We start from the raw sequence: 22,262 nt of genomic DNA, 5'->3' as shown, positions 1-22,262 counted from the left end.
GCGCCCGTCTGCCCAGATGCTGTTGCTGTGTGCCACCGCGGCGCTAGCCGGCCACCTCGCGGAACGGGTCGAGCCCGAGGTCGATCAGGCGCCGTTCGCGCACCACGATCTCCGCCGTGGCGGTCATGCCGTAGCGCAGCGGATACTTGTTGTCGGCCACGGTGTAATAGTCGCGCGCCAGGCGCACGCGGCCCTCGTAGACCGGCTGCTTGTCCGGCCCGCCCGGCTTGGTCGCCGGCGAGATGAACTCCAGCGTGCCATCGATGATCCCGTAGCGCTGGTACGGAAACGCATTGAACTTGAGCTTGACCGGCAGTCCCTCGCGCAGGAAGGCGCGGTCGCGCTCGGCAATCACGATCTTCACCACCGGGCGTGCATCCTTGGGCGCAATGCCGCCCAGCGGCGTATTGGCCTGCACCTTGTCGCCGCGCTGGGTCGAGGTGACGTCGGTGATCACGCCGGACACCGGCGCCAGGATCAGCAGGAAGTTGTCCTTGTCGATGTTCTCGAAGCGGATGCGCGCGGCGGCGTCCGCGACCAGCCGGGCGGTCTGCACCTGCAGGCGCAGCTTGTCCTCGGTATTGGCGATCTCGCGCAGCGCCGCGTCATATTGCACGCGCAGGCCGGCGAGGTCCTGGCCGCTGCTTTCCAGCTCGGAGCTGGCCTGGGTCAGCTCGCGGCCCAGGCGCGCCTCCAGTTCGCCCAGCCGCGACTGCGCCACGCGCAGGTTGTTCTCCGCATCCTGCGCCGCGGCACGCTTGGCATCGACCTGCGATTGCGAAACCCCGCCGCCACCGGGCAGCGCCAGCAGGCGCGCATAGCGGTCCTGCTCCTGGCGCGCGAATTCGCGTGCGCGCCGCGCGTTGTCGAGGTTGCTGCGCGCTTCCTGCAGCTGCGCGCGCTGCTGCTCGGCCAGCCGCGTGGTGCCTTCGGCGATGCGGGTCTCGTGCTGGCGCGTGGCCACGTCAATCTGCTGCTTGAGCGCCGCCGCGCGACGCTCCATCAGCGCCTTCTTGTCGGGGAACTGCTTCCACTCGCGCTCGGAGTCTTCCAGCTTGAGCTGCGCCTCCAGCGCGTTGGCGGCGGCCTCGATTGCGCCACGCGCATTCAGGCGCGCCAGCACATCGTCCTTGGACACGGGCTGCCCTTCCGCCACGTAAAGGTCGGCCAGCTCGCCGTCCACCGGGGCATAGAAGCGCCGCACCTCGGACTCCGGCGCCAGCGTACCCTGCGCGGTGACGATGACATCGGCATGGCCGACGAACGACCAGACCAGCCCGCACAGCACCAGTGCGAAGGTGGTGACGATGGTCAGCAGGCCCAGGCGCGACGGCTCGGCGCTGAGCAGGCCGATGCCTTCGGCGCCGTGGTCTTCGAGCGCCTCGGACAGTGGCTTGAGGCCGGCGTGGCGGGCATCGTCCTTCATGGCTTCCCCACTGCCGCAGGTGGCGGGACCGCGGCCGCGGCCGCAGACGCAGGCGCGACGGAATCGGGCGCCTTGCCGGTGTCTTCACCGCCGATCAGCGCGAGCTTGGCCTTGAGCACGGCGGGATCTAGCACCGTGCCCAGTTCGCGCAGCGCGTGCCGCTGCTGCTCGGCCTCGGCACGGATCTCCTGCTCGACCTTGGCCAGCTGCGCCAGGTCGGCGCTTTCGCCCGCACGCAGTTGCGTGAAGATGCGCATGCCGCGGCGCGCGTCGTCCTGCGCCTGCGACAGCAGCCGCGCCTGCGCGCGGAACTTCGGCGAGATGCCGGGCTCGAGCCGCTGCTCGCCGCCGATCACGCCGTTGGCGCGATACTGCTTCCACGCCGCGAGCGCGCTCGCCATCAGCTCGCGCGCGCGACGCAGCGCACTGTCGCGCACGCCGTTGACATCGGCCTCGACCGCCTTGGCGAAATAGCCGTCTTCCTCCGCCTCGAGCATCGCGTAGAAATCCAGCAGGCGGTCTTCGTAGCCACGGCTGCCGCGCGCGGACTGCAACGCGGCGTACTGCGCCGCGACCTGCTGCTTGTGCGCCACGTCGCGCGCCAGGTCGTCGGCCCACGGCCCGCCGCGAATCTGCCCGAGCGCGGCCAGCGCGGCGGTGCTGTCGCCGCGTTGCCACGCCCCGGCTGCGTTCGCATACGCGCGCGCCATGTCCGGCGGCGGCAGGCGCGCGCCCAGGCTGGAAAGTTGCGCCTGGAACGGCGGCGTGGCGAAACGGCTGTCGCCCAGCCGCGCCACCAGCTGCCCCGGCCGGCGTGCGCGCAATGCCTGCATCAGGCCGGTGTAGCGATCCAGGTCCGACTGCAGCCGGTCCAGGCCGGCCAGGCGCGGATACTTCTCGCGGTATTCGGCCAGCACTGGCTGCAAGGCCTCCGGGCGGTCGCGGCCCAGTTCGGCAGCGATGGTGGCATTGAGCCGGTCGATCGCCGCCAGATAGACCGAGGCGTCGTTCTGCAGCCGTCGCACATCGCTGAGCGCATCGGCATACAGGTCGCGGAACGCCGGCACGTCGGCGGCGATGCGCCCGAGCGCGCGCTGGTGCGCGGCGGTGTCCTGGTTCCAGTACGCCAGCAGCTGGCGCATCGGCGTTTCGTCGGTGTAGAGCCGGATCGGCGCATCGGCGCCGCGCGGCGCGGTAAAGCGCTCGAGCCTGCCGATCCAGTCGAGCTCGGCCACCAGCGGCCGCGCTTCCGCGTTGTGCGTGCCGAGCTGGCGCAGGCGGGCCAGCACGGCATCGGCGCCGGCCATGTCGCCGGCCTTGAGCCTGGCGGCAAAGTCGGGCACGTACGCACGCAACAGGGCCTCGGTACCGATGGCCTGGACCTCGATATCTTCGGGATGCCGCGCCAGGTAGCTGTCGGCCGCCTGCGCCGCGCCCGCGTGGTCACCGGCGGCAAAGCGCGACTGCACCGCGCGCTCCGGCGCGCCACGCCAGTAGAACGCAGCGCCCGCCACCAGCACGAGCAGCAGCAAGGCCCCGCCCCAGCGCGCCGCGTGCCGCGTGCGCGCCGGCTGGTCCAGTCCGAACAGCCGCGCCCCTTCCGCCAGCAGCAGCGCGGCACGGCCGCGCGCACGGCCCCCCCCGCGCGCGCCGTCGGCGGCGGCGGTGGCTGCCGCGGCCTGGGCCTCGGCTTCGGTGTTGACCTCGTCCTCCTGGTGGGCCGCGTAGTCGACGCAGAAGATATCGAGGAAGGAATCGGGCGCGCCGACAAAGGTGGTGCGGTCGCCGTCGTCGCGGGCGGGCGGCGTAGCGATCGTGGCAGCCACGGCGGCAGGCGATGCGGGCGTGCCGGGCGCGCCAGGCGCGTCAGGCGTGTCTGGAAGCTGCAGCAGCGAACGCGTCGCCGTGGCATCGCCGGCGCCGTCAGACCGCACCTGCGCCTGGTAGACAAAGTGGTTGCCGCCGAATGCGATCAGGTCGCCATCGTCGAGCGGCACACCGTGGTCGGCCAGGCGCTTGCCGTTGACGAAGGTGCCATTGGTGCTGCCAAGATCCTCGACGAAGGGGGTGCCGCCCTTCAGGTAGATATGCGCATGGCGCCGCGACAGGTAGTTGACCTGGTGCGGATAGCTGTCGCGAAAACGCGCGAAGGCATCGTCGCCCTTGCTGATCAGGTACGGGAACTGCTCCACGTGCAGCGGCTGCAGCCCGACGTCATGGCGTTCCGGCACCAGCGTCAGCGCCACGCGCGGCGGCTCGGGCTGCGGCGCGCGCGGCGACAGCCGCACCCGGAACGACAGCATCGGCCCGAACGCGACTTCATCGCCATCGCTGAGCCGCGCCGGCTGGCGCGCCACCGCCACGCCGTTTACGCGCGTGCCGTTCTTGCTGCCGAGGTCCGCCACGTAGACCGCGCCATGCTCGGCAAAAATGCGTGCATGGCGCCGCGACAGCGGCGCTGCCAGGGCTTCCGGATAGGCGGCGAACGGCAGCTCGCTGCGTCCGACTGCAAAGAGCGCTTCATCGATGCGGATTTCGCCAAGCTCGGGGCGCGCCACCGGCGTCAGGAATACATCGAATTCCTGCGCCGCGTCCTGCGCGAGGTCCCGTGCGGATCCCTGGGCCATTTTCACCGGCATTTCCATGATCAGTGCTTCGTCAGGAGCCATGTTTCCAGCGAGCCAACAGCGCGGCTGCCGCGGCGGCAGGCCAGGGGGATGAAGCGACTAAGAACATAGTAGGCGACGGCCTAGGCTAGTCAATCGGCCACGCCAGGCGTGGTTGGGGTGGCAGCGGCATCGGCGCGAAGCCAGCGGCCGGCGCGCGTGCTGGCGTTGCGCAACGCGTTGCTTGCGCCGGCATCACCTGCCCCGGCGCGCGGCATGGCCAGCATCACTTACTGGGGCGGATTCAGGGCGGTGTTGCGCACATCCGCTTCGGGCCAGCCACCGCCGAGCGCCTTGTAGAGCGTGATGGTGTCGCCGAGGATTTGTTGGTGGACCGCCAACAACTGCAATTGCGCGGCCAGCAGCGAGCGCTCGGTTTCGAACACTTCGAGCTGCGAGACCACGCCTTCCTTCAGTTGCGCCTCGATCTGCGCGGACACGACGCGCAGCTGTTCCACCTGCTGCTGCAGTTCGATGCGCTGCTTCTTGTGCGCGTCGACGTTGACCAGCGCGGTCTCGACTTCCTCGAACGCCGTCATCACGGTGCGGCCATATTCGTTTTCCGCCACGCCCACCTGCGCTTCGGTGGTCTTCACCCGCGCCCGCACGCTCGGGTCCAGCATCGGCAGGTTGATGCTCGGCATGAAGCCGAAGGTGAAGGACTTGAGCAGGTCGCTCAGGGCGAAGCTGGCGGTGCCGCCGCGCGCGGTCAGGCTGATGCTGGGCAGCTGCGCCAGGCGCGCCTGGCCGACGATGTTGTAGGCGGCCAGCACGCGATACTCGGCCGCCACTACATCCGGGCGCCGCGCCAGCAGCTGCGACGGCAGTCCCGCCGGCACCGCGGGCGGCTGCACGCGGTCCTGCAGCCGCCCTGCCGGCACCTTGAGATTGCCGGCGGGCACCCCTACCAGCGTCGCCAGCGCGTTCTCCGCCACATCGCGCGAACGGCGCAGCTCGAGCAGGTCCTTGTTCAGGCGATTGATTTCCGCCTGCTGCTGCATCACGCGGATCTTCGGCACCAGCCCGTTCTGGTACATGGCCTGGTAGGTGGACAGGATCTGCCCGTTCCTGGCCACGGTGCGCGACTGTTGCTCGATCTGCTCGTCGAACTGCAGGATCTGGAAGTAAGTGGTCGAGACACCGGCCACCAGCGTCAGGTAGCCGGCGCGCCAGTCCGCCTCGGTGGCGCGGAACTCGGCGGTCTGCGCCTGCACGCCCTTCTCGACCTTGCCCCAGACATCGATGTCCCAGTTCAGCTGGGCGCCGGCGTTAAAGGTCCAGGTGGACTTCTGCCCGGTGCTCTTTTCGAAGCTTGCGCCGGCGCCGACGTCGATCACCGGCAGGCCGCCGGCGCGGGCCTCGCCGATCTGCGCGTTGGCCACGCGAATGCGCGCTGCCAGCACCTTGATATCGTAGTTGCCGCCCAGCGCGCGTTCGATCAGCTGGTTCAGGTACGGGTCCTTGAAGCCCAGCCACCAGTTGGGCTGCACCGCTTCGGACGGCGATACCGTGATCGAGTCCTGGCGCGACCATTCGGCCTTGGCGGGCGTTTCGGGGCGCTGGTACACCGGCGGGCGGAAATCGGCGCACCCCGCCAGCAGCGCCAGGCCCGCCAGCGCGGCAAGCCAGGCAGCACGGCGCGGCGCGCGGATCACCGCAAGCATGGACGGAACAAGGGGGAATGCGGGCACGATGTCTTCCTGCGTGCGACGGCGGCGGTCCGCAGGGCTGTACCGGTTCCGGTACAACGGGGCCACCACGTCTGTCTGTATTGTGGTGCGCGCGGGCGCGCGCTCCAACCCCGATCGGCACGGGGTCGGCAAAAGCGCCGCGGGGACGCCCCCGCGGCGCTGCGCCATCTCAACCATCCTCTCAACGATAGATGTTGTTGCTGGCGTTCTGGTTGGTATCCACATGCGAACGGACATGGTCGAGGAAGGCCGAGCCGTTGCCGTTCAGGTTGGTGACGGACTGCATCTGCGCGATCTCCTGCACGGCGGTGATGCTCTTGTCGAACGACAGGTTCAGCGGCTGGAACACGGCCACGAACGGCAGCGCGCGGCCGCCGCGCACATCGTGCATGGCCTTGCGGTCCAGGGTTTCGGCGGTGGTCAGGTCGGTGAGGGTCAGCTTGGTCATGATGGTCTCCAGTAGAGGAAGGTATTGCCTTGGGCTTGGGGTTCGAGCATCGGGTTGGTGTCGCGCTCGGGAGGGACAAACGCAGGGACTGTGCCAGCGCGCCCGCGAGGCCCGACCGGATCGCGGAAATGCCTGTAAACACGGGTTTTTTTCGTTCCCGGCGCGTGGCCGGGGACGACTGCTTCGCGATGGATGAGCGGCGCGGTGGCGGGAAGCCACCAACAGATGGGAGGACGCGTGTTGGGAGCGGGCCAACAACCCGGCCCGATTCAGGCCGGGTCACCAGACTGCGTGCGGCAGGCCTACTTCACATAGATCGTGATCCGCTTCGAATACACCGGCGGGTTGGTCGGTATGTGCTTGTCATCGCCCATCAGCAGTTGCAGCGTGTGCTTGCCCGGCGCCAGCTCGATCATGGTCTCGGTCTCGCCCGCGCCGAAATGCAGATGGTTGCGGTCGTTGGGAATCTCCTTGTCCATCGGCGGCAACTCCACGTCGATCAGCAAGTGATGGTGCCCCGTATTGGGAAACTTCACGTCCTTGGGCGCCACCCCCATGTTGCGCAGCCCGAACCACACCTTGAACGGCTTGCCGGCGGGCAAGGTCTGGCCGTCATTGGGCCAGCCGATGTACAGATAGGCATTGGGCGGCGCAGCCGTGGGACCGCCCTGCACCCACGCGGACAGCAACAGGCTGACGGCGAAGACAGCCGCGGCAAGTAGTCGGGACATGGCGCTCTCCCTGTTTGTTGATCAGCCTGCGCCGGCGAGCGCGGCGCACGCTGCGGCGCTATTTCACCGTGATCGTGATCTTCTTCGAATAGATCGGCGGCTCGAACGGGACATGCTTGGCGTCGCCCATCAGCAATTGCAGCGTGTGCTTGCCTGGCGGCAGTTCGATGCGCGCATCGGTCTCGCCCGCGCCGAAGTGCAGGTGGTTCTTGTCCGAGGGGATTTCCTTGTCGAGTGGCGGCAGCTCGGTATCGATCAGCAGGTGATGGTGTCCGCAGCGCGGCGATTCGACGCCCTTGGGGCATACGCCCATATTGCGCAGGCCCATGCGCACCCAGAACTTGCCGCCGCCGATGACGGCGCCGTCGTACGGCCAGATGATATAGGCCTCGGCATTGGGCGGAGCTGCCGTCGGCAACGACAGCGAAGGCACGGCAGCCAGCGTGGCGGCCGCCAGCAGGCGGAGCAGGAATCGTCTGGACATACGCGTCGCCTCCCCGAGATCTATCCCGAAACCCGATCACGTTGTCCCGAAAGCCCCTTGTTGTTGCTTGTTGGTCAGCGCTCGGCGATTCGTCATTCAGGTTAGAACGCAAGCGCGGAAAAGGCGACCCCGGCGTGCGGCGGCGGCCTCGCAATGCTCCGCCGCATCCACACGCGCTGTGCTATCTTGAAGCAAGCCGGTCGACGTCCTGGCCACACCCCAATGTGCCCAGCGCATGCCGGCGGGTACGGCATGCAATGGAATCGCGGCGGCTCCAGCGAGGTGTGAAGATGTGGCGCAACCTACCAGTCGTACGCGTGGCTGCGATGATCCCGATGGCCGCCACGGCAGCGCTGCTCGCCACCGCAATGCCCGCGGCCGGCGAATCGACGCAAGATTCGGCGGCGCAACCCCCGCCACTGCTGGCCGGCATCATGCCGAAGAACACCGACGAGCAGTATGAGCTGAGCTTCTGGGAATCGATCAAGAACAGCAACTACGCCGCCGACTACGAGGCCTACCTGAAGCAGTACCCCAACGGCCGCTTCGCGGGACTGGCCAGGGCGCGGCTCGAGCGCCTGGCGGGCAGCGCCCCCGCGCCCAAGGCGCAGGCGCCCGCGCCGCAGCCACGCGCCGGCGGACAGGCTTCGCGATCCCCTGCGCCAGCCACGGCTTCGGCACCCCCGGCCAAGGCTGCACCGGCCGCGCCCGCGGCCGCGCGCCCTTCAACACCAGCGCCCGCGGCGCCGCGCGCCGGCCCGGCAGGCGACGGCGTGGTCAGTGCCACGCTGCGCACCGCCGAGATCCGCGATTGCCCGGCCTGCCCGGCGCTGGTCACGGTGCCGGCGGGCAGCTTCACCATGGGCAGCAGCGCCAGCGACCCGGCCGAAAAGCCGCCCCATCAAGTCTCGATCGCCCAGCCCTTTGCCATCGGCCGCTATGAAGTCACGGTCGAACAATGGAACGCCTGCGCCGACGCCGGCGGCTGCCAGCGCATTCCCACCGTCGCCGACAGCGCGAAGAACGCGCCGGTGCGCGACGTCAGCTGGGACGACGCGCAGCAGTACGTGGCGTGGCTCAGCAAGACCACCGGCAAGAGCTACCGGCTGCCCACCGAGGCGGAATGGGAATACGCGGCGCGCGGCGGCAGTGCCAGCACTTACTGGTGGGGCGACCAGATGCGCAAGGGCAATGCCAACTGCAAGGACTGCGGCGACCCATGGAACCAGGATGCGCCGGCGCCGGTGGGCTCGTTCGCGGCCAACCCCTACGGCCTGCACGACGTCAACGGCAGCGTGTGGGAATGGGTCGCCGATTGCTGGCACAGCTCATACAAGGGCGCCCCCGCCGACGGGCGCGCATGGAACGAGAACGCCTGCGGCGCCCGTGTCATCCGCGGCGGCTCGTGGCGCGAAGGCGCCAGCTACATGGTGTCGTCGACGCGCTTCAAGTACAGCCCGAGCGTGCGGCAGTCGCAGAACGGTTTTCGCGTGGTGCGGGAGATGAAGTAGCAGGCCGCTGCGGCGTGAAGCGCAAGCCCCGGGGCCGTGGTCGGCGCCATCAGCGTGCGCGCGTGGAAATCTGCACCAGGTCCGCGCTGATGCGGTCGCGGCCATAGGTGCGCGCCATCTGCGCCAGCGGTTTTTCCAGCGCGCGCAAATAGTCCTGGCGCGACTCCACCTCGGCCCGGCGCGCCGCGAACAGCGGCGCCGGCGTGGTCAGCAGCACCACCAGTTCGTTGCCGAAGGGCGCTGAGACGATCCAGTCGCCGCTGTCGCCGACGGTGGCGTGATACGCCGGCGGCGCCTGGTGGGCCGGTATGCGCTGGCTCGGCACCATGTGCGCCACCTTGCCGTCGGCGGCAAAGTAATCGACATAGACATAGGAATCCTGCGCCGGCGTGCGCAGGTCGAGCACCATCGGCGCGCCCTCGGTCAGTTGCGTGCCCTTGCCGCGCAACTGCAGCGACGACGCCGTCTCGCCCTGCCGATTGCCAGACCAGTACGGCGCGATCATCCTGGCCACCTCGCATTTGTCGGCGGCCAGCGGCTGGGCGTCCACCACCACCTCGCGCAGCGCGTTGGCTCCGGGCAAGCCACTGAGCTGTTCGCGCAGGCGCGCGGCACCCACGCTCTCGGCCAGGTAGCCGCGTACGTGCAGGGTCTGGTCCTGGCGCGCGCCGGCAAGCAGCGAGCACGGCACCGCGGCCAGCAACTTGCCGACCTCGGCCATCGACAGTTCCACCGCGGCGGCCGGCGCGGGCGCGGGCGCGGGGGCTGGCGGCGCAGGCGCGGGCGCAGCGGGCGGCTCCGCCACCGGCGCGGCAGCGCTGAGCGGCGCGGTCGCGCCGGCATCCGCGGCCGGGGCTTCAGCTGGCCGCTGCGACTGCCAGGCGTAGTAGCCGAGTGCCGCCACGCCGGCCAGCACGCTCAGCACGCCGCCCGCCACCAGCGGGCCGGAGCGGCGCGCCGGGCCGCTGACGGCGGCCGGCGACGCGCTCATGCCCTGCAGGAAGCGCGCAACCGTGGGCGTGCGCGTTTCGCGGTCCAGCGAAAGTGCTTCACGCAGGGTCTTCCATTGCGTGCGGCCCAGCGGCGGCAGTGGCGCCGGCTTGAGCCCGGCTTCGCGCGCCTGGTTGGCCGAGAGCCGCTGGTAGGGATGCTTGCCGCTCAGCAGCTCGTAGGTCACGCAGGCCAGCGCGAAGATATCGTCGCGGGGGTCGGGCTCGCGATGCTCGAACATCTCGGGGCTGGCGTAGGCCGGCGTCATGCCGCCCAGCGAACCGGGATCGAATACGGTGCGGTCGGACTCGTCGGCCGGCGGCAGGAAGCCGCGCGCGATGCCGAAGTCGATCACCTTGACCTCGCCGTTGTCGGTCAGGAAGACATTGGCGGGCTTGAAGTCGCAGTGCACGAAGCCGCGCTCGTGCGCATACGCCAGCGCATTGCCCATGCCCCGGATGATGGGCATGGCGCGCGCCATCGGCATGCCGGCAAAGCCCGGGGCCTTGAGCACATGGTTGAGCGACGAGCCCGACAGGTACTCCATGGTGAGGAAGACCACCGGTCCGTCGCGGTCGAAGTCATAGACCGTGACGATATTCCGGTGCGCCAGCGTCTGCGCCTTGCGCGCCTCGCGCTGCAGCGCCATCAGCGACTTGGGATGGCCGCTGAATTGCAGGTTCAGCACCTTGATGGCGATGTACGGCCGGCGGTCCGAGGCTTCCAGCTTGCGCAGGTCGAGCGCCTTGTAGACCGTGCCCATGCCGCCGACGCCCAGGCATTCCTCCAGCACGAAGCGGCCATTGAGCGTATCGCCCACGCCCTTGGTGGCCGGCGTCTGCGGCAGCGTGCCGGGCTCGGGCGAGGCTGCATACATCGAGCCGGTCTCCGTGCCGGCCAGCCGCGTGGCGTCGCTGGCACCGTCGTATTGGGTAGCGCCGCGGCGCTCGATGCGCCGCATGACTTCGGCATAGACCGCGGGCGGAAACGGAAAGCGCGTGTTTTCCTCGATCACCACCCGTGCTGCCTGGCTCGGCGTGGTGGGATCTTGCGCCAGGGCCGTTTCGAATGACGCGACGAACTCGTCGTCGGAGAGACCACCGTTCTGGAACTTGCGGATCAGGTCTTTGAGACTGGCCACGGGATGCCCTGACATGGTTGCTGGCAGGGCTTGTCCCACCCTGCGGATATGCCCTCTCCTCGCTGGATACTAGTGCGCACCCAAGGCATGCGCAAACCATGCGAGGGCCGCATGCGACCGCACCTCGGCGCGCTTTGCATGCGCGCTGGCCGCCCGCGCGCGGCACTGTCGCAGCGGCACCAACACCGCCGCCGCCTGTGTTGGCCGCGGCCCATCACACCGGGTTGTTGGCTGCGCCGCGCGGGCCGTGCCCGCGAGTCGACATCGACTGCGAATTCCCCTTGTTTTCAGGCACTTGCGTGCGCGCAGCGCGCGTGCCCACGGCCCTGGCACAGTCCCTGCGTTTGTCCCTCCCGAGCGCGACACCAACCCGATGCTCGAACCCCAAACCCAAGGCAACACCTTCCTCTACTGGAGACCATCATGACCACGCTGACCATCAAGGACCTGTCCTCCGCCGAAACCCTGGACCGCAAGGGCATGCACGCCGTGCGCGGCGGCATCGCCTACATGCCGTTCGCCGCCGTCTACAGCCCGGTCAAGCTGTCGCTCGACAAGAGCATCACCGCCGTGCAGGAGATCGCGCAGATGCAGTCCGTCACCAACCTGAACGGCAACGGCTCGGCCTTCCTGGACCACGTCAAGTCCAACGTGCATACCAACCAGAACGCCACCAACAACATCTACGGCTGAGCCTTCGTCCGCTGACTGAATCCAGACACTGACTACCGATACCGGAGACCATCATGACCACGCTGACCATCCAGGACCTGTCCGCCGCCGCAACCCTCGACAGCAAGCGCATGCACGCCGTGCGCGGCGGCATGTCGTACCTGCCCTTCGCCGCCGTCTACATGCCGATCAAGGCGTCGGTCGACAAGAGCATCAGCGCCGTGCAAAGCATCGCGCAGATGCAGTCCGTCACCAACCTGAACGGCAATGGCTCGGCCTTCCTGGACCACGTCAAGTCCGACGTGCACACCAACCAGAACGCCACCAACAACATCTTCGGCTGAACGCCGATGCGCAGCGCGCGGAGCGCCTGCCTGACCGCAGCAATCTCCGCGCCTGCCGCCCCCACACCGATTCAAGGAGCACCATCATGTCAACCATCCTCGTCCGCGACCTTGCCCTGAGCAAGGAACTCGACCGTGCCTCGCTGTGCGCCGTACGCGGCGGCAACTCGTGGCTCAGCCGCGGTGTCGGCGATGTCGGCCCGCTCGCCAATGTCACCGTCAACGTCAACCAGAACATCGCGCAGCTGCAGAGCATCAACGTCAACACGCTCAACAACAGCTTCGTCGGCCCCGGCGTCGGTCCGGTGCGCGTCAACGTCAACCCGTCGCAATGGGCCGGCAACTTTGCCGCCGTGTGAGCGCAGCGCGCGGCGGCCCGCAGGCAGGAGCGCGGGACGCCTCGCCTATACTGAAGCGGTCCCGCGGCCGCAAGGCCGTGGTCCCGCTTGACCGGAGACAGCCATGGCAGTGATCGTCATCAAGGATTTGCCCGACAGCATGGATCTCGACCGGCAGGCCATGACCACCATCCTCGGTGGCGGGCGCACCGCCGGCGGCCAGGCATGGCATGGCTTGCGGCGCCAGGGCGCCGTGCGCATCGTCGACTACCCCGGTGGTTTGCCCGGCAAGCGCCAGGTGATGCCGCGCGAGGCACCGCTCGGCCGCCTCCCGCGCAAGTCCGCGGGCAAGGATGCGGAGGACTGAAGCGCCCCGCCGGCCCAAATGAAAAGCCCGCCATCTCTGGCGGGCTTTGGATGCGGACGGGCCCGGACCGCCTGGGTCACGCGGTCAGCAGTTCGGTCATTCTGTATCCATGCAGGCTTCCCATGATTCCGCCCATGACGCGGACGCCCATCCGGACCACCCGGAGAGTCGCAGGAAGACTGGCGCCTGGAGTCAATGACCGCAGTGCTTGCCGCGAACAGCGGCGCCATGCCGCTGGAGGAGGTCAAGCGGGAGCGTTTTCGTCCGCCCCGTGCGGGCATCCTGTGTGCTCGCGCCTCAAGTATAGGCGGGGCATTCCGGCTTTCAACCAGACCGCCGGCGGCGGCGGCGCAGGTGACGCAGCGCTGACATATCCGGTTACGTTTTCGCAGTGCAACAAAATTCTGGCACTCTGCTATAATCCGCGCCGTGAGTTTCGCAACTGTGAGATCCGCCAAGCGCCCGGCCTGCTGCCGCGGCGAATCCGCTGCCCTCCCAAGCTCTGTTTCCTCGCTGCCGGACGCCTAGTCATCACATATGGCCCCAGCCGCCCAGCAGAACGCACCGCTCACCTGACGTCGCCTCGTCTCCGATCCTGTTGAACAGCCTGAACTGAGCTGTTTGCCTGCCAGGGACATGGCCGGGCCGCCCCGCGGTGACCAGCCACCACCCTGCCTGCCGCCGTACTGCCAGCTGTGTCTGTCGTAACGGCCTCACCGATTGGCGCCGAAGCCTTTTTAAGACTTTGCACTGCGCCCACCCCATTCTGCGTTTCGGGGTGCCATGCATTTATTTGACCATTCCGACATGACCCAGCACGACATTCGTGCGGAGCAAGCTATTGCCTCCGCGACCGACGCTTCGATCACTTCCGACGCTGCCCAGAGCCCGCTCGACAAGCTCGACGCCCTGCTCAACCCCAGCCCGGCAGTGGCAGCCCCGGCCGTGGAAAGCGGTTTCGCCGCGCTTGGCCTCGACGCGGCCATCCTGCGCGCGCTCTCCGAGCTGAACTACAACACGCCCACCCCGGTGCAGGCCCAGGCCATTCCGGCCTTCCTGGCCGGCCGCGACCTGCTGGTCTCGAGCCAGACCGGTTCGGGCAAGACCGCGGCGTTCATGCTGCCCGCGATCCAGCGCATCAGCGAAATGCCCGCGCCGCAGCGCGCCACCGAGCCCGCCAAGCGCATGAAGGGCAAGCGCCCCCGTCCGGCCCCGGCCCAGCCGGCGCTGCTGGTGCTGACGCCGACGCGCGAACTGGCGCTGCAGGTGACCGAAGCCGCAGCCAAGTACGGCCGCAACCTGCGCCGCATCGTCTGCGCCAGCATCCTGGGCGGCATGCCCTACCCCAAGCAGCTGGCCGCGCTGGCCAAGATGCCTGACATCCTGGTGGCGACGCCGGGCCGCCTGCTCGACCATATCGATGCCGGTCGCATCGACCTGTCGGCGCTGCAGATGCTGGTGTTCGACGAAGCCGACCGCATGCTCGACATGGGCTTTGCCGACGACATCGACGCCATCGTCAACGCCACCCCGGCTTCGCGCCAGACGCTGATGTTCTCGGCCACGCTGGATGCGCGCATCGCCCAGCTGGCCTCGCGCCAGCTGAAGGATCCGCAGCGCATCGAGATCGCCGCCGCCCGCGCCGACCAGAGCCATATCGAGCAGCGCCTGCACTTCACCGACGACATGTCGCACAAGGAGCGCCTGCTGGACCACCTGCTGCGCGACGCGTCGCTCAAGCAGGCGATCGTCTTCACCGCGACCAAGCGCGATGCCGATTCGCTGGCCGAGCGCCTGTCCGACACCGGCTTCTCGGCCGGCGCGCTGCACGGCGACATGACCCAGGGCGCGCGCAACCGCACCCTGACCGCGCTGCGCCGCGGCAACCTGCGCGTGCTGGTGGCCACCGACGTGGCCGCGCGCGGCATCGACGTGCCCGATATCACCCACGTGGTCAACTTCGACCTGCCCAAGCAGGCCGAGGACTACGTGCACCGCATCGGCCGTACCGGCCGCGCGGGCCGCTCGGGCATCGCCATCAACCTGGTCAACCACAACGACATGTTCCAGTGGCGCCGGATCGAGCGCTTCACCAACCAGCGCGTCGACGCTTCGGTGATCGAAGGCCTGGAGCCGCGCCGCTCGCCCAAGCCGCGCTCGAACTTCGGCGGCAAGCCGGGCGGGCGCGGTGACTTCCGTGGCAACGGCGGCGGCAATGGCGGCGGTTACCGTGGCGGCGAACGCAGCTTCGGCGACCGCAAGTTCGGCGGCGACAACCGCACCGGCTTCGGCGAGCGCAAGTTCGGCGGCGAGAGCCGTGGCTTCGGCAACCGCACGGAAGGCGCGCGCCCGTTCGGCGACGACAACCGTGGCGGCTTTGGCAACCGTGAAGGCGGCTACCGTGGCCAGGGCGGCCAGGGCACCGGCTACCGCGGCGCCAGCGACGGCGCGCGCGGCTTCGGCAACCGTGAAGGCGGCCGCACGTTCGGCGACGATAACCGCAGCGGCTTCGGCAACCGTGACGGCAACCGCGGCTTTGGCGACAGCCGTGGCAACGGCGGCGGCTACCGTGGCAACGGCGAAGGCCGCAGCTTCGGCAACCGCGACGGCAACCGCAGCTTTGGCGGCGCGTATGGTGGCAACGGCGGCGGCAATGGCGGTGGCAACGGCGGCAACCGCAACAGCCGCTCGCGCTACGAGCGTTGAGCGCACGGTGCGCTGAGCGCACCTGCCGCATGACCAAACAGGGCACCCTCGGGTGCCCTGTTTTTTTTCGTTGCTGGCGCTGCGCTACAGCGCGCAGGTACGAAAGCCGATGAAGGAGAGGTCGTCTTCGGGCAGCCGCGCCCAGCGCGCGCGCACATGGCGCAGCCGCGCCGGACTGGCGAACGACACCCCGCGCACCGCCTGGTGCGTGCCGAAGCGCCCCACCATGGCGCCGTCGGACGGTGCGGCGACGAAGCCTGCATACGGCTCGTACGGCGTGGCGGTCCACTCGCGCAGCGCGCCCCACTGCAGGCCGCGGTTCTGGGTCGCGGCGAGTTCCCATTCCGATTCCGCCGGCAGGCGCCGCCCGGCCCAGACGCACCACGCCTGCGCCTCGTACAGCGTAACGTGGCGCACCGCCTCGTCGGGATTGAGCGTGCGCAGCGTGCCGAAGCGTTCCAGCATCCACGCGCGCGATTCCTGGTGGCGCGACCAGTAGCGCGGCGCGGAGCGTTCCTGCGTCATCAGCCATTGCCGTCCCGCCGACGACCACCAGGCCGGGTGCTCGTAGCCGCCGTCCTCGACGAATTCCAGGAACTGCGCGTTGCTGACCAGCGCCATGTCGATTTCGAACGCGGGCACGTAGGTCGGCTGGGGCGGCAGCTCGTCGGGCCAGGCAAAGCCGTCGGCATCGCTCCAGCCGAGCGTGAAGCGCCCGCCCGGGAAATGCAGCGTGCCGCCATGTCCGGCGGGCGGCGCCGGCGCCGCGCCGGCGGCCTCCGCGGGGGCCATGCCAAGCGCCTGCAGCAGCGCGGCCACGCCCTCGCCGTGCGCGTCTTCATGCAGCAGCGCGCGGCGGTACGGGTACAGGGTCAGGTCGGTGTCGTCGGGCAGCAGCGCGATCCGCCGCAGCACGCCGTCGAGCACCTCGGCCGCATAGCGCTTGACCACCGCGACGTCGGGCAGCGCGATCTCCCAGCGCTCGTCGGGCCCGATGCGGTCGGGATCGAACCATTCATCGGCGCCGTCCAGCAGCGACGGCTCCGACGCCACCGGCACCGGCACGCCGCCGCGATCGACCTGGCGCACGCCGCGCAGGCACCACCACTCCGCATGCCAGGCAACGTGGCCGAGCGTCCACAGCGGTGGGTCGGCATCGTACTGGCGCGGCACATCCCAGGCGCGGCGGGTCTGCCCGAACGGCGCCAGCCACGCCAGCGTGCGGCTGCGCGTGTCGACCAGTGCCTGCGCCAGCCCTTCGCGCGGCAGCCGGCGCGGGTCCGACCACGTCGCCTTGCCGCCGGTGAAGTAGAGATCGGGAAGCATGGGAAAGCCGCTCATCGGGAAGTCCGCGCAGGGAATGGAGGGTGGACAGCAGCGATCTGGACAGCCGCGGGCAACCGAGGCCGCCGCGGCGCCGGACGTGGCGCGCCGTGGCATGCCGCGCCGGACTGCGGCCATTATGACACTACCCGACCGGCGGGCCGGTCAGCCGCGCGCGTGGAACACCGCGAACCAGCCGCGCGGATCGGACCAGTACACCGGGTCGTCAAAACCGGCGGCTTCGAGCAGCAGCGCGAAGTCCTCGGGGCGGTACTTGTACGAATCCTCGGTATGGATGCGCTCGCCGGCGGCAAATTCGCGCGCGCCGCCGTCCCATTGCACGCGCACGTCGCGGCATGCCTGCAGGTGCATCTGGATGCGCGAGGCCGCGCGGTCGAAGCTGGCCTGGTGGCGCCAGTCGTCCAGCGCGAAATCGGTGCCGACGATGCGGTTCACGTTGCGCAGCACGTTGCGGTTGAAGGCCGCGGTGACGCCCAGTGCATCGTCATAGGCCGATACCAGCGTGGCTTCGTCCTTGTGCAGGTCCACGCCGATCAGCACGCCGTCGCCGCGCCCGGCCGCGCCGCGCAGGCGCTGCAGCAAGGCCAGGGCTTCGACGGGAGCGAAATTGCCGATGCTCGAGCCCGGATAGAAGAACAGGCGCCTGCCGCGCCTGACCCGGGCCGGCAGGTCGAACGGCGCGCACAGGTCGGCGCCCAGGCCGAGCATCGGGATCTCGGGATGTTGCTGCTGCAGCGACGACAGCGTCGCGCGCAGGAACTCGACCGAGATATCCACCGCCACGTACTGCGCCGGGCGCAGGCTGCCGAACAGCCGCGCCGCCTTCTCGCAATTGCCGGCGCCCAGGTCCACCAGCACGCAGCCACTGCCCGCGCGCGCGGCGATGGCGGGCGCCGCGCTGGCAAAGATCGCGGCCTCGGTGCGGGTCGGGTAGTACTCGGGCAGGTCGGTGATGGCTTCGAACAGGCGCGAACCCAGCACGTCGTAGAAGAACTTGGGACTGATGGCCGCCTGCGTGGCGCGCAGGCCGGACAGCACCTGCTCGCGCAGCGCGCCGCTGTCTTCGCGGTACTGCTGCACCAGCTCCGGCTGCGGCGGGCGCTGCGCGCGGCCGTTGGCCAGCGCCACCAGCGCGGGCGGCGCCACGGCATGGCCGTTATGGTGGTTCAGGGGCGGGAGGGGTGTCTGCGGGGCTTTGTGGTGTGAGGGCGGGTTGGGCGGGTTCGGGACAACCGGCATGTCGTTTCCTTGTGTGGTCGCAAATGGGCACTGCTTCACTGCGTATTCCCCAAGGCCGCGCTGTGCATGTCGTGCGCGCCGGTCTCCGCAATGCGCGCCTGTGCTGTCCGGGGCGCATCGGTCGGAGCCGAACCTCAAGGATAGGCCGATCCGGCGGATCGCGCAGCCTCATGGCGGGCCCGATACAAAATCGCCGCCAGCGCGCCGTCATTGCGCAGTCGCACCCGGAGCGCCCCCATGGCGCGCCTGGGCGAGACGATTACGGCACCCCGGCGAACTTGAGTCAGTATCTTTCCTAATTCGGCATGTCGCTTGCAGTTCGTTTATAATCCCGCCCAGCGCGACCCCTGAACGGGTCGTGTCCCTCAAAGGGGAGTAGCTCCGGGGCTTTGCCCTTAGCACAATCGTCATTCCGGGACCGCAGTCCCCGGTTGTGCTGACAACCGGCGCGCATACCGCGCCAGTGGTCGAGCAAGACCTTTGCAACCTGGACTTCATGGTTTGCAAAGGCGCCCCCACGCTCCCGTGCACGTGAATCCAGGCGAACCCAATGCGCGCGCTTGCGCTGATTCGTACCTGAGGAGAGTTCATGGAGTGGTTTACCGATCTGTTCACGATGCAGTTCCTGACGGCCTTGCTGTCCATCGTCGTCATTGACCTGGTGCTGGCCGGCGACAATGCCATCGTGATCGCGCTGGCGGCACGCAACCTGCCGCCCCACCTGCAGAAGAAGGCCATTATCTGGGGTACCGTGGGTGCCGTGGTGGTCCGCTCGGCCATGACGATCGGCGTGGTCTGGCTACTGAAGATTCCGGGGCTGATGCTGGTGGGCGGCCTGGCGCTGGTGTGGATTGCCTACAAGCTGCTGTCCGACGACAGCGGCGAAGAAGGGCATGGCGCGGGCGCCGCGACCCTGTGGGGCGCGATGAAGACCATCATCATCGCCGACGCGGTGATGGGCGTCGACAACGTGCTGGCCGTGGCCGGCGCCGCGCACGGCAGCTTCCTGCTGGTGGTGCTGGGCCTGCTGATCAGCATCCCCATCGTGGTGTGGGGCTCGAGCCTGGTGCTCAAGCTGATGGCCCGCTTCCCGGTCATCATCTACGTGGGCGCCGGCGTGCTGGCCTTCACCGCGGTCAAGATGATCGTGCACGAGCCGATGATCAAGGCGTTCTTCGAAGCCAACCCGGTGGTCAACTGGGGCCTGTACGTGCTGATCGTCGGCGGCGTGCTGGGCGCCGGCTACCTGGTGCAGAAGCGCCGCGAGCAGCAGCAGGAGCCGGCCGGCAGCCACTAAGCCTGCCCCCGGCGCCAGGGCCGCGTGCCCTGGCCCTGCCGCAAAGGACGGGCCGCCCGGAAGGGCGGCCCGTCTTGCTTTAAAATGCCAGCTTCGCGGGCCCAGGTGCCCGCGCCACCTCTTCCATCCCGCCCCGCGCCGATGAAACAGTACCTCGACTTCATGCGCCATGTTTACGAGCATGGCACCGACAAGGCCGACCGCACCGGCACCGGCACGCGCTCGGTGTTCGGCTACCAGATGCGCTTCGACCTGCGTGAAGGCTTCCCGGTGGTCACCACCAAGAAGCTGCACCTGAAGTCGATCATCTATGAACTGCTGTGGTTCCTGCAGGGCTCGACCAACGTGCGCTGGCTGCAGGAGCACGGCGTCACCATCTGGGACGAGTGGGCCGACGAGCACGGCGAACTTGGCCCGGTCTACGGCTCGCAATGGCGTTCGTGGCCGGCGCCGGACGGCCGCCATATCGACCAGATCTCCGAGCTGGTGGCGCAGATCCGCGCCAACCCGGATTCGCGCCGGCTGATCGTGTCGGCCTGGAACGTGGCCGACATCCCGCGCATGAAACTGCCGCCCTGCCACGCGTTCTTCCAGTTCTACGTGGCCGACGGCCGGCTCTCGTGCCAGTTGTACCAGCGCAGCGCCGATATCTTCCTGGGCGTGCCGTTCAATATCGCCAGCTATGCGCTGCTGACCCACATGATGGCGCAGCAGACCGGGCTGGAAGTGGGCGATTTCATCTGGACCGGCGGCGACTGCCACCTGTACAACAACCATTTCGAACAGGTGCAGACCCAGCTCGCGCGCGAGCCGATGGCGCTGCCGCGCCTGAAGATCCTGCGCCAGCCCGACAGCCTCTTCGACTACCGCTACGAAGACTTCGAACTGGCCGGCTACCAGTCGCACGCCGCGATCAAGGCACCGGTGGCCGTATGACGCTGCTGACACTGGTTGTAGCGCGCGCCCGCAACGGCACCATCGGCCGCGACAACACGCTGCCGTGGCGCCTGCCGGAAGACCTGGCGCACTTCAAGCGCACCACCATGGGCGCGCCCGTGATCATGGGGCGCAAGACCTGGGACTCGATCGGCCGCCCGCTGCCGGGGCGCCGCAATATCGTGGTCAGCCGCAACCCGGAGCTGCGCATCGACGGGGCCGAGGTGGCAACGTCGCTGGAAGACGCGCAGCGCCTGTGCGTGGGCGTGGCGGAGATATTCCTGATCGGCGGCGCGCAACTTTACGCAGAAGCCATGCCGAGCGCGGACCGGCTGGTGGTGACCGAGATCGACGCCGATGTCGAAGGCGACGCCTTCTTCCCCGCGATCGACCGCACGCAATGGATCGAAACCGCGCGCGAGACCCATCATTCGGCGGCGAACGGCTTCGACTACGCGTTCGTCACGTACGAGCGGCCGCCGTCGCAAGAATCGTGACCGGCGCATGAAATGAAAAAAAAGCGGGCTTGGGCCCGCTTTTTTTCTGAAAGTCGATGCCGCTCAGTTGCCGGCGATGGTCATCTGCTCGAGCAGGATCGAGCCGGTTTCCTTGGTGCCGCGCACCAGCGCATCCGCGCCGATCGCGACGATCTGCTGGAACATCTCGGCCATATTGCCGGCAATGGTGATTTCCTCGACCGGGTACTGGATCACGCCGTTCTCGACCCAGTAGCCCGACGCCCCGCGCGAATAGTCGCCGGTGACGTAGTTGACGCCCTGCCCCATCAGCTCGGTTACCAGCAGGCCGGTGCCGAGCTTGCGCAGCATGGCGGGGAAATCGTCGCCGGGCTGGGTCAGGCTGCTCGACAGCGTCAGGTTGTGCGAGCCACCGGCATTGCCGGTGGTCTGCATGCCCAGCTTGCGCGCCGAATAGGTCGACAGGAAATAGCCCTGCACCACGCCGTCCTTGACCACGTCGCGCTCGCGCGTGCGCACGCCTTCCTCGTCGAACGGAGCGCTGCCCATGGCGCCGGGGGTATGCGGCTGCTCATGGATCTGGATATGCGGGGCGAACACGGCCTGGCCCAGCGAATCGCACAGGAAGGTGGACTTGCGGTACAGCGCGCCGCCCGACACCGCCTGCACGAAGGCGCCCAGCAGCCCGGCGGCCAGCGGCGCCTCGAACAGCACCGCGCAGCGCCGCGTCGACAGCTTGCGCGCCTGCAGCCGCGCCAGCGCGCGCTCGGCGGCGTAGCGGCCGATGTCTTCGGGCGCGGCCAGCGCCAGCGGCGAGCGCTTGGACGAATACCAGTCGTCGCGCTGCATGCCGCTGCCGCTGCCGGCGATCGGCGCGCACGAGATGAAATGGCGCGAATACGGATAACCGCCGGTAAAGCCGCGCGTGGTTGCCAGCACGAACTGCGAATGCTGGGCCGACACGCTGGCGCCGTCGCTATTGCGGATGCGCGGCGATACCGCAAAGGCCGCGGCCTCGGCGCGGGTGGCGATGTCGATGGCGGCTTCGGCGTCGAGGGCCCACGGGTGGAACAGGTCCAGGTCCTGCGGCGCGCGCTCCAGCAATTCCTCTTCGGCGAGGCCGGCGCAGTCGTCCTCGGCGGTGAAGCGGGCGATGTTGTAGGCGGCCTCGGCGGTGGCGCGCAGCGCGGCCGGCGAGAAGTCCGAGGTGCTGGCGTTGCCGCGGCGCTTGCCGATCATCACCGTGACCCCGACCACCTTGTCGCGGTTCTGCTCGATGGTCTCGACCTGCCCCTTGCGCACCGACACCGACAGGCCGCTGCCTTCGGAGATCTCGGTGGCGGCGTCGGTCGCCCCCAGTTCGCGTGCCACCCGCAGCACATCGGCGGCCATCTCGCTGAGCTGGGCCTGGGTGTAGGTGAAATGCGCGGTCTGTTCGGCGATCTGGTCCATGCT

At 68.8% G+C, this 22,262-nt stretch carries 19 protein-coding genes; 9 read left to right on the top strand and 10 right to left on the bottom strand.

Annotation, left to right across the window (positions count from 1 at the left end; all coding sequences use genetic code 11):
* Positions 1-43: 43 nt before the first annotated feature.
* The 6 genes from MKD38_RS08730 to MKD38_RS08705 all read right to left on the bottom strand — a co-directional run bounded on the left by MKD38_RS08730 (position 44) and on the right by MKD38_RS08705 (position 7,446).
* Positions 44-1,426, bottom strand: a complete 1,383-nt coding sequence (locus tag MKD38_RS08730; RefSeq protein WP_240072397.1) for a beta-barrel domain-containing protein — start codon at positions 1,424-1,426, stop codon at positions 44-46.
* Positions 1,423-4,095, bottom strand: a complete 2,673-nt coding sequence (locus MKD38_RS08725; RefSeq protein WP_252675883.1) for an FHA domain-containing protein — start codon at positions 4,093-4,095, stop codon at positions 1,423-1,425. The genes MKD38_RS08730 and MKD38_RS08725 overlap by 4 nt, the downstream gene beginning before the upstream one ends.
* A gap of 227 nt (positions 4,096-4,322) precedes the next feature.
* Entirely contained in the window at positions 4,323-5,756 is a 1,434-nt protein-coding gene (locus tag MKD38_RS08720) for an efflux transporter outer membrane subunit (protein ID WP_252675968.1), read from the bottom strand.
* Between the two features lie 208 nt (positions 5,757-5,964).
* On the bottom strand, positions 5,965-6,231 hold the full coding sequence (locus MKD38_RS08715; protein ID WP_252675882.1) for a hypothetical protein: 267 nt from the start codon (positions 6,229-6,231) through the stop codon (positions 5,965-5,967).
* Between the two features lie 302 nt (positions 6,232-6,533).
* Positions 6,534-6,962, bottom strand: a complete 429-nt coding sequence (locus MKD38_RS08710; protein WP_092307142.1) for a DUF4399 domain-containing protein — start codon at positions 6,960-6,962, stop codon at positions 6,534-6,536.
* Positions 6,963-7,020: 58 nt separating this feature from the next.
* Entirely contained in the window at positions 7,021-7,446 is a 426-nt protein-coding gene (locus tag MKD38_RS08705) for a DUF4399 domain-containing protein (protein WP_252675880.1), read from the bottom strand.
* A gap of 257 nt (positions 7,447-7,703) precedes the next feature.
* Here MKD38_RS08705 and MKD38_RS08700 point away from each other — a divergent pair, with 257 nt between their 5' ends.
* Positions 7,704-8,957: a formylglycine-generating enzyme family protein gene (locus tag MKD38_RS08700; protein WP_371925658.1), complete on the top strand. Its 1,254-nt coding sequence runs from the start codon at positions 7,704-7,706 to the stop codon at positions 8,955-8,957.
* Positions 8,958-9,006: 49 nt separating this feature from the next.
* Here the strand turns inward: MKD38_RS08700 and MKD38_RS08695 are convergent, their stop codons facing one another.
* Positions 9,007-11,103 carry a serine/threonine protein kinase gene (locus MKD38_RS08695; RefSeq protein WP_252675876.1) on the bottom strand — a complete coding sequence of 699 codons (2,097 nt, stop codon included), beginning with the start codon at positions 11,101-11,103 and terminating at the stop codon, positions 9,007-9,009.
* 408 nt (positions 11,104-11,511) lie between these two features.
* Here MKD38_RS08695 and MKD38_RS08690 point away from each other — a divergent pair, with 408 nt between their 5' ends.
* The 5 genes from MKD38_RS08690 (at position 11,512) to MKD38_RS08670 (ending at position 15,515) form a co-directional block, all read left to right on the top strand.
* Positions 11,512-11,781, top strand: a complete 270-nt coding sequence (locus MKD38_RS08690; RefSeq protein WP_252675874.1) for a hypothetical protein — start codon at positions 11,512-11,514, stop codon at positions 11,779-11,781.
* Between the two features lie 53 nt (positions 11,782-11,834).
* Positions 11,835-12,104 carry a hypothetical protein gene (locus MKD38_RS08685; protein WP_240072402.1) on the top strand — a complete coding sequence of 90 codons (270 nt, stop codon included), beginning with the start codon at positions 11,835-11,837 and terminating at the stop codon, positions 12,102-12,104.
* A gap of 86 nt (positions 12,105-12,190) precedes the next feature.
* Positions 12,191-12,463 (top strand): hypothetical protein, encoded by a 273-nt coding sequence (locus MKD38_RS08680; RefSeq protein ID WP_252675872.1) that lies wholly within the window; start codon positions 12,191-12,193, stop codon positions 12,461-12,463.
* A 103-nt stretch (positions 12,464-12,566) separates the two neighbouring features.
* Complete coding sequence (locus tag MKD38_RS08675) at positions 12,567-12,809, top strand: hypothetical protein (protein ID WP_252675870.1); 243 nt, start codon at positions 12,567-12,569, stop codon at positions 12,807-12,809.
* An 807-nt stretch (positions 12,810-13,616) separates the two neighbouring features.
* The gene (locus tag MKD38_RS08670) at positions 13,617-15,515 is read left to right on the top strand and encodes a DEAD/DEAH box helicase (protein ID WP_252675868.1); all 1,899 of its coding nucleotides are present in this window, start codon (positions 13,617-13,619) and stop codon (positions 15,513-15,515) included.
* Between the two features lie 84 nt (positions 15,516-15,599).
* On the opposite strand, the gene MKD38_RS08665 is transcribed toward MKD38_RS08670, so the two are convergent.
* Together MKD38_RS08665 and egtD are read right to left on the bottom strand one after the other, a co-directional pair.
* Positions 15,600-16,856, bottom strand: coding sequence for an SUMF1/EgtB/PvdO family nonheme iron enzyme (locus MKD38_RS08665; protein WP_252675866.1), 1,257 nt, complete (start codon positions 16,854-16,856; stop codon positions 15,600-15,602).
* Between the two features lie 147 nt (positions 16,857-17,003).
* Positions 17,004-18,098 carry an L-histidine N(alpha)-methyltransferase gene (gene egtD, locus MKD38_RS08660; protein WP_252675857.1) on the bottom strand — a complete coding sequence of 365 codons (1,095 nt, stop codon included), beginning with the start codon at positions 18,096-18,098 and terminating at the stop codon, positions 17,004-17,006.
* A 589-nt stretch (positions 18,099-18,687) separates the two neighbouring features.
* Here egtD and MKD38_RS08655 point away from each other — a divergent pair.
* The 3 genes from MKD38_RS08655 (at position 18,688) to MKD38_RS08645 (ending at position 20,828) form a co-directional block, all read left to right on the top strand.
* Positions 18,688-19,395, top strand: coding sequence for a TerC family protein (locus MKD38_RS08655; RefSeq protein ID WP_252675855.1), 708 nt, complete (start codon positions 18,688-18,690; stop codon positions 19,393-19,395).
* A 141-nt stretch (positions 19,396-19,536) separates the two neighbouring features.
* Positions 19,537-20,331 carry a thymidylate synthase gene (locus tag MKD38_RS08650; RefSeq protein ID WP_252675853.1) on the top strand — a complete coding sequence of 265 codons (795 nt, stop codon included), beginning with the start codon at positions 19,537-19,539 and terminating at the stop codon, positions 20,329-20,331.
* The gene (locus MKD38_RS08645; RefSeq protein WP_252675851.1) at positions 20,328-20,828 is read left to right on the top strand and encodes a dihydrofolate reductase; all 501 of its coding nucleotides are present in this window, start codon (positions 20,328-20,330) and stop codon (positions 20,826-20,828) included. Before MKD38_RS08650 ends, MKD38_RS08645 begins: the two co-directional genes overlap by 4 nt.
* Positions 20,829-20,891: 63 nt before the next feature.
* Here MKD38_RS08645 and pmbA read toward each other — a convergent pair whose 3' ends face one another.
* Positions 20,892-22,259 (bottom strand): metalloprotease PmbA, encoded by a 1,368-nt coding sequence (pmbA, locus tag MKD38_RS08640; RefSeq protein WP_252675849.1) that lies wholly within the window; start codon positions 22,257-22,259, stop codon positions 20,892-20,894.
* Positions 22,260-22,262 lie beyond the last annotated feature (3 nt).

This window comes from Cupriavidus sp. WGlv3, from assembly GCF_023952475.1.
Classification (GTDB): Bacteria; Pseudomonadota; Gammaproteobacteria; order Burkholderiales; family Burkholderiaceae; genus Cupriavidus; species Cupriavidus phytorum.
The sequence above is the reverse complement of the archived record's forward strand: the minus strand, read 5'-3'. Positions and strand labels throughout refer to the sequence as shown.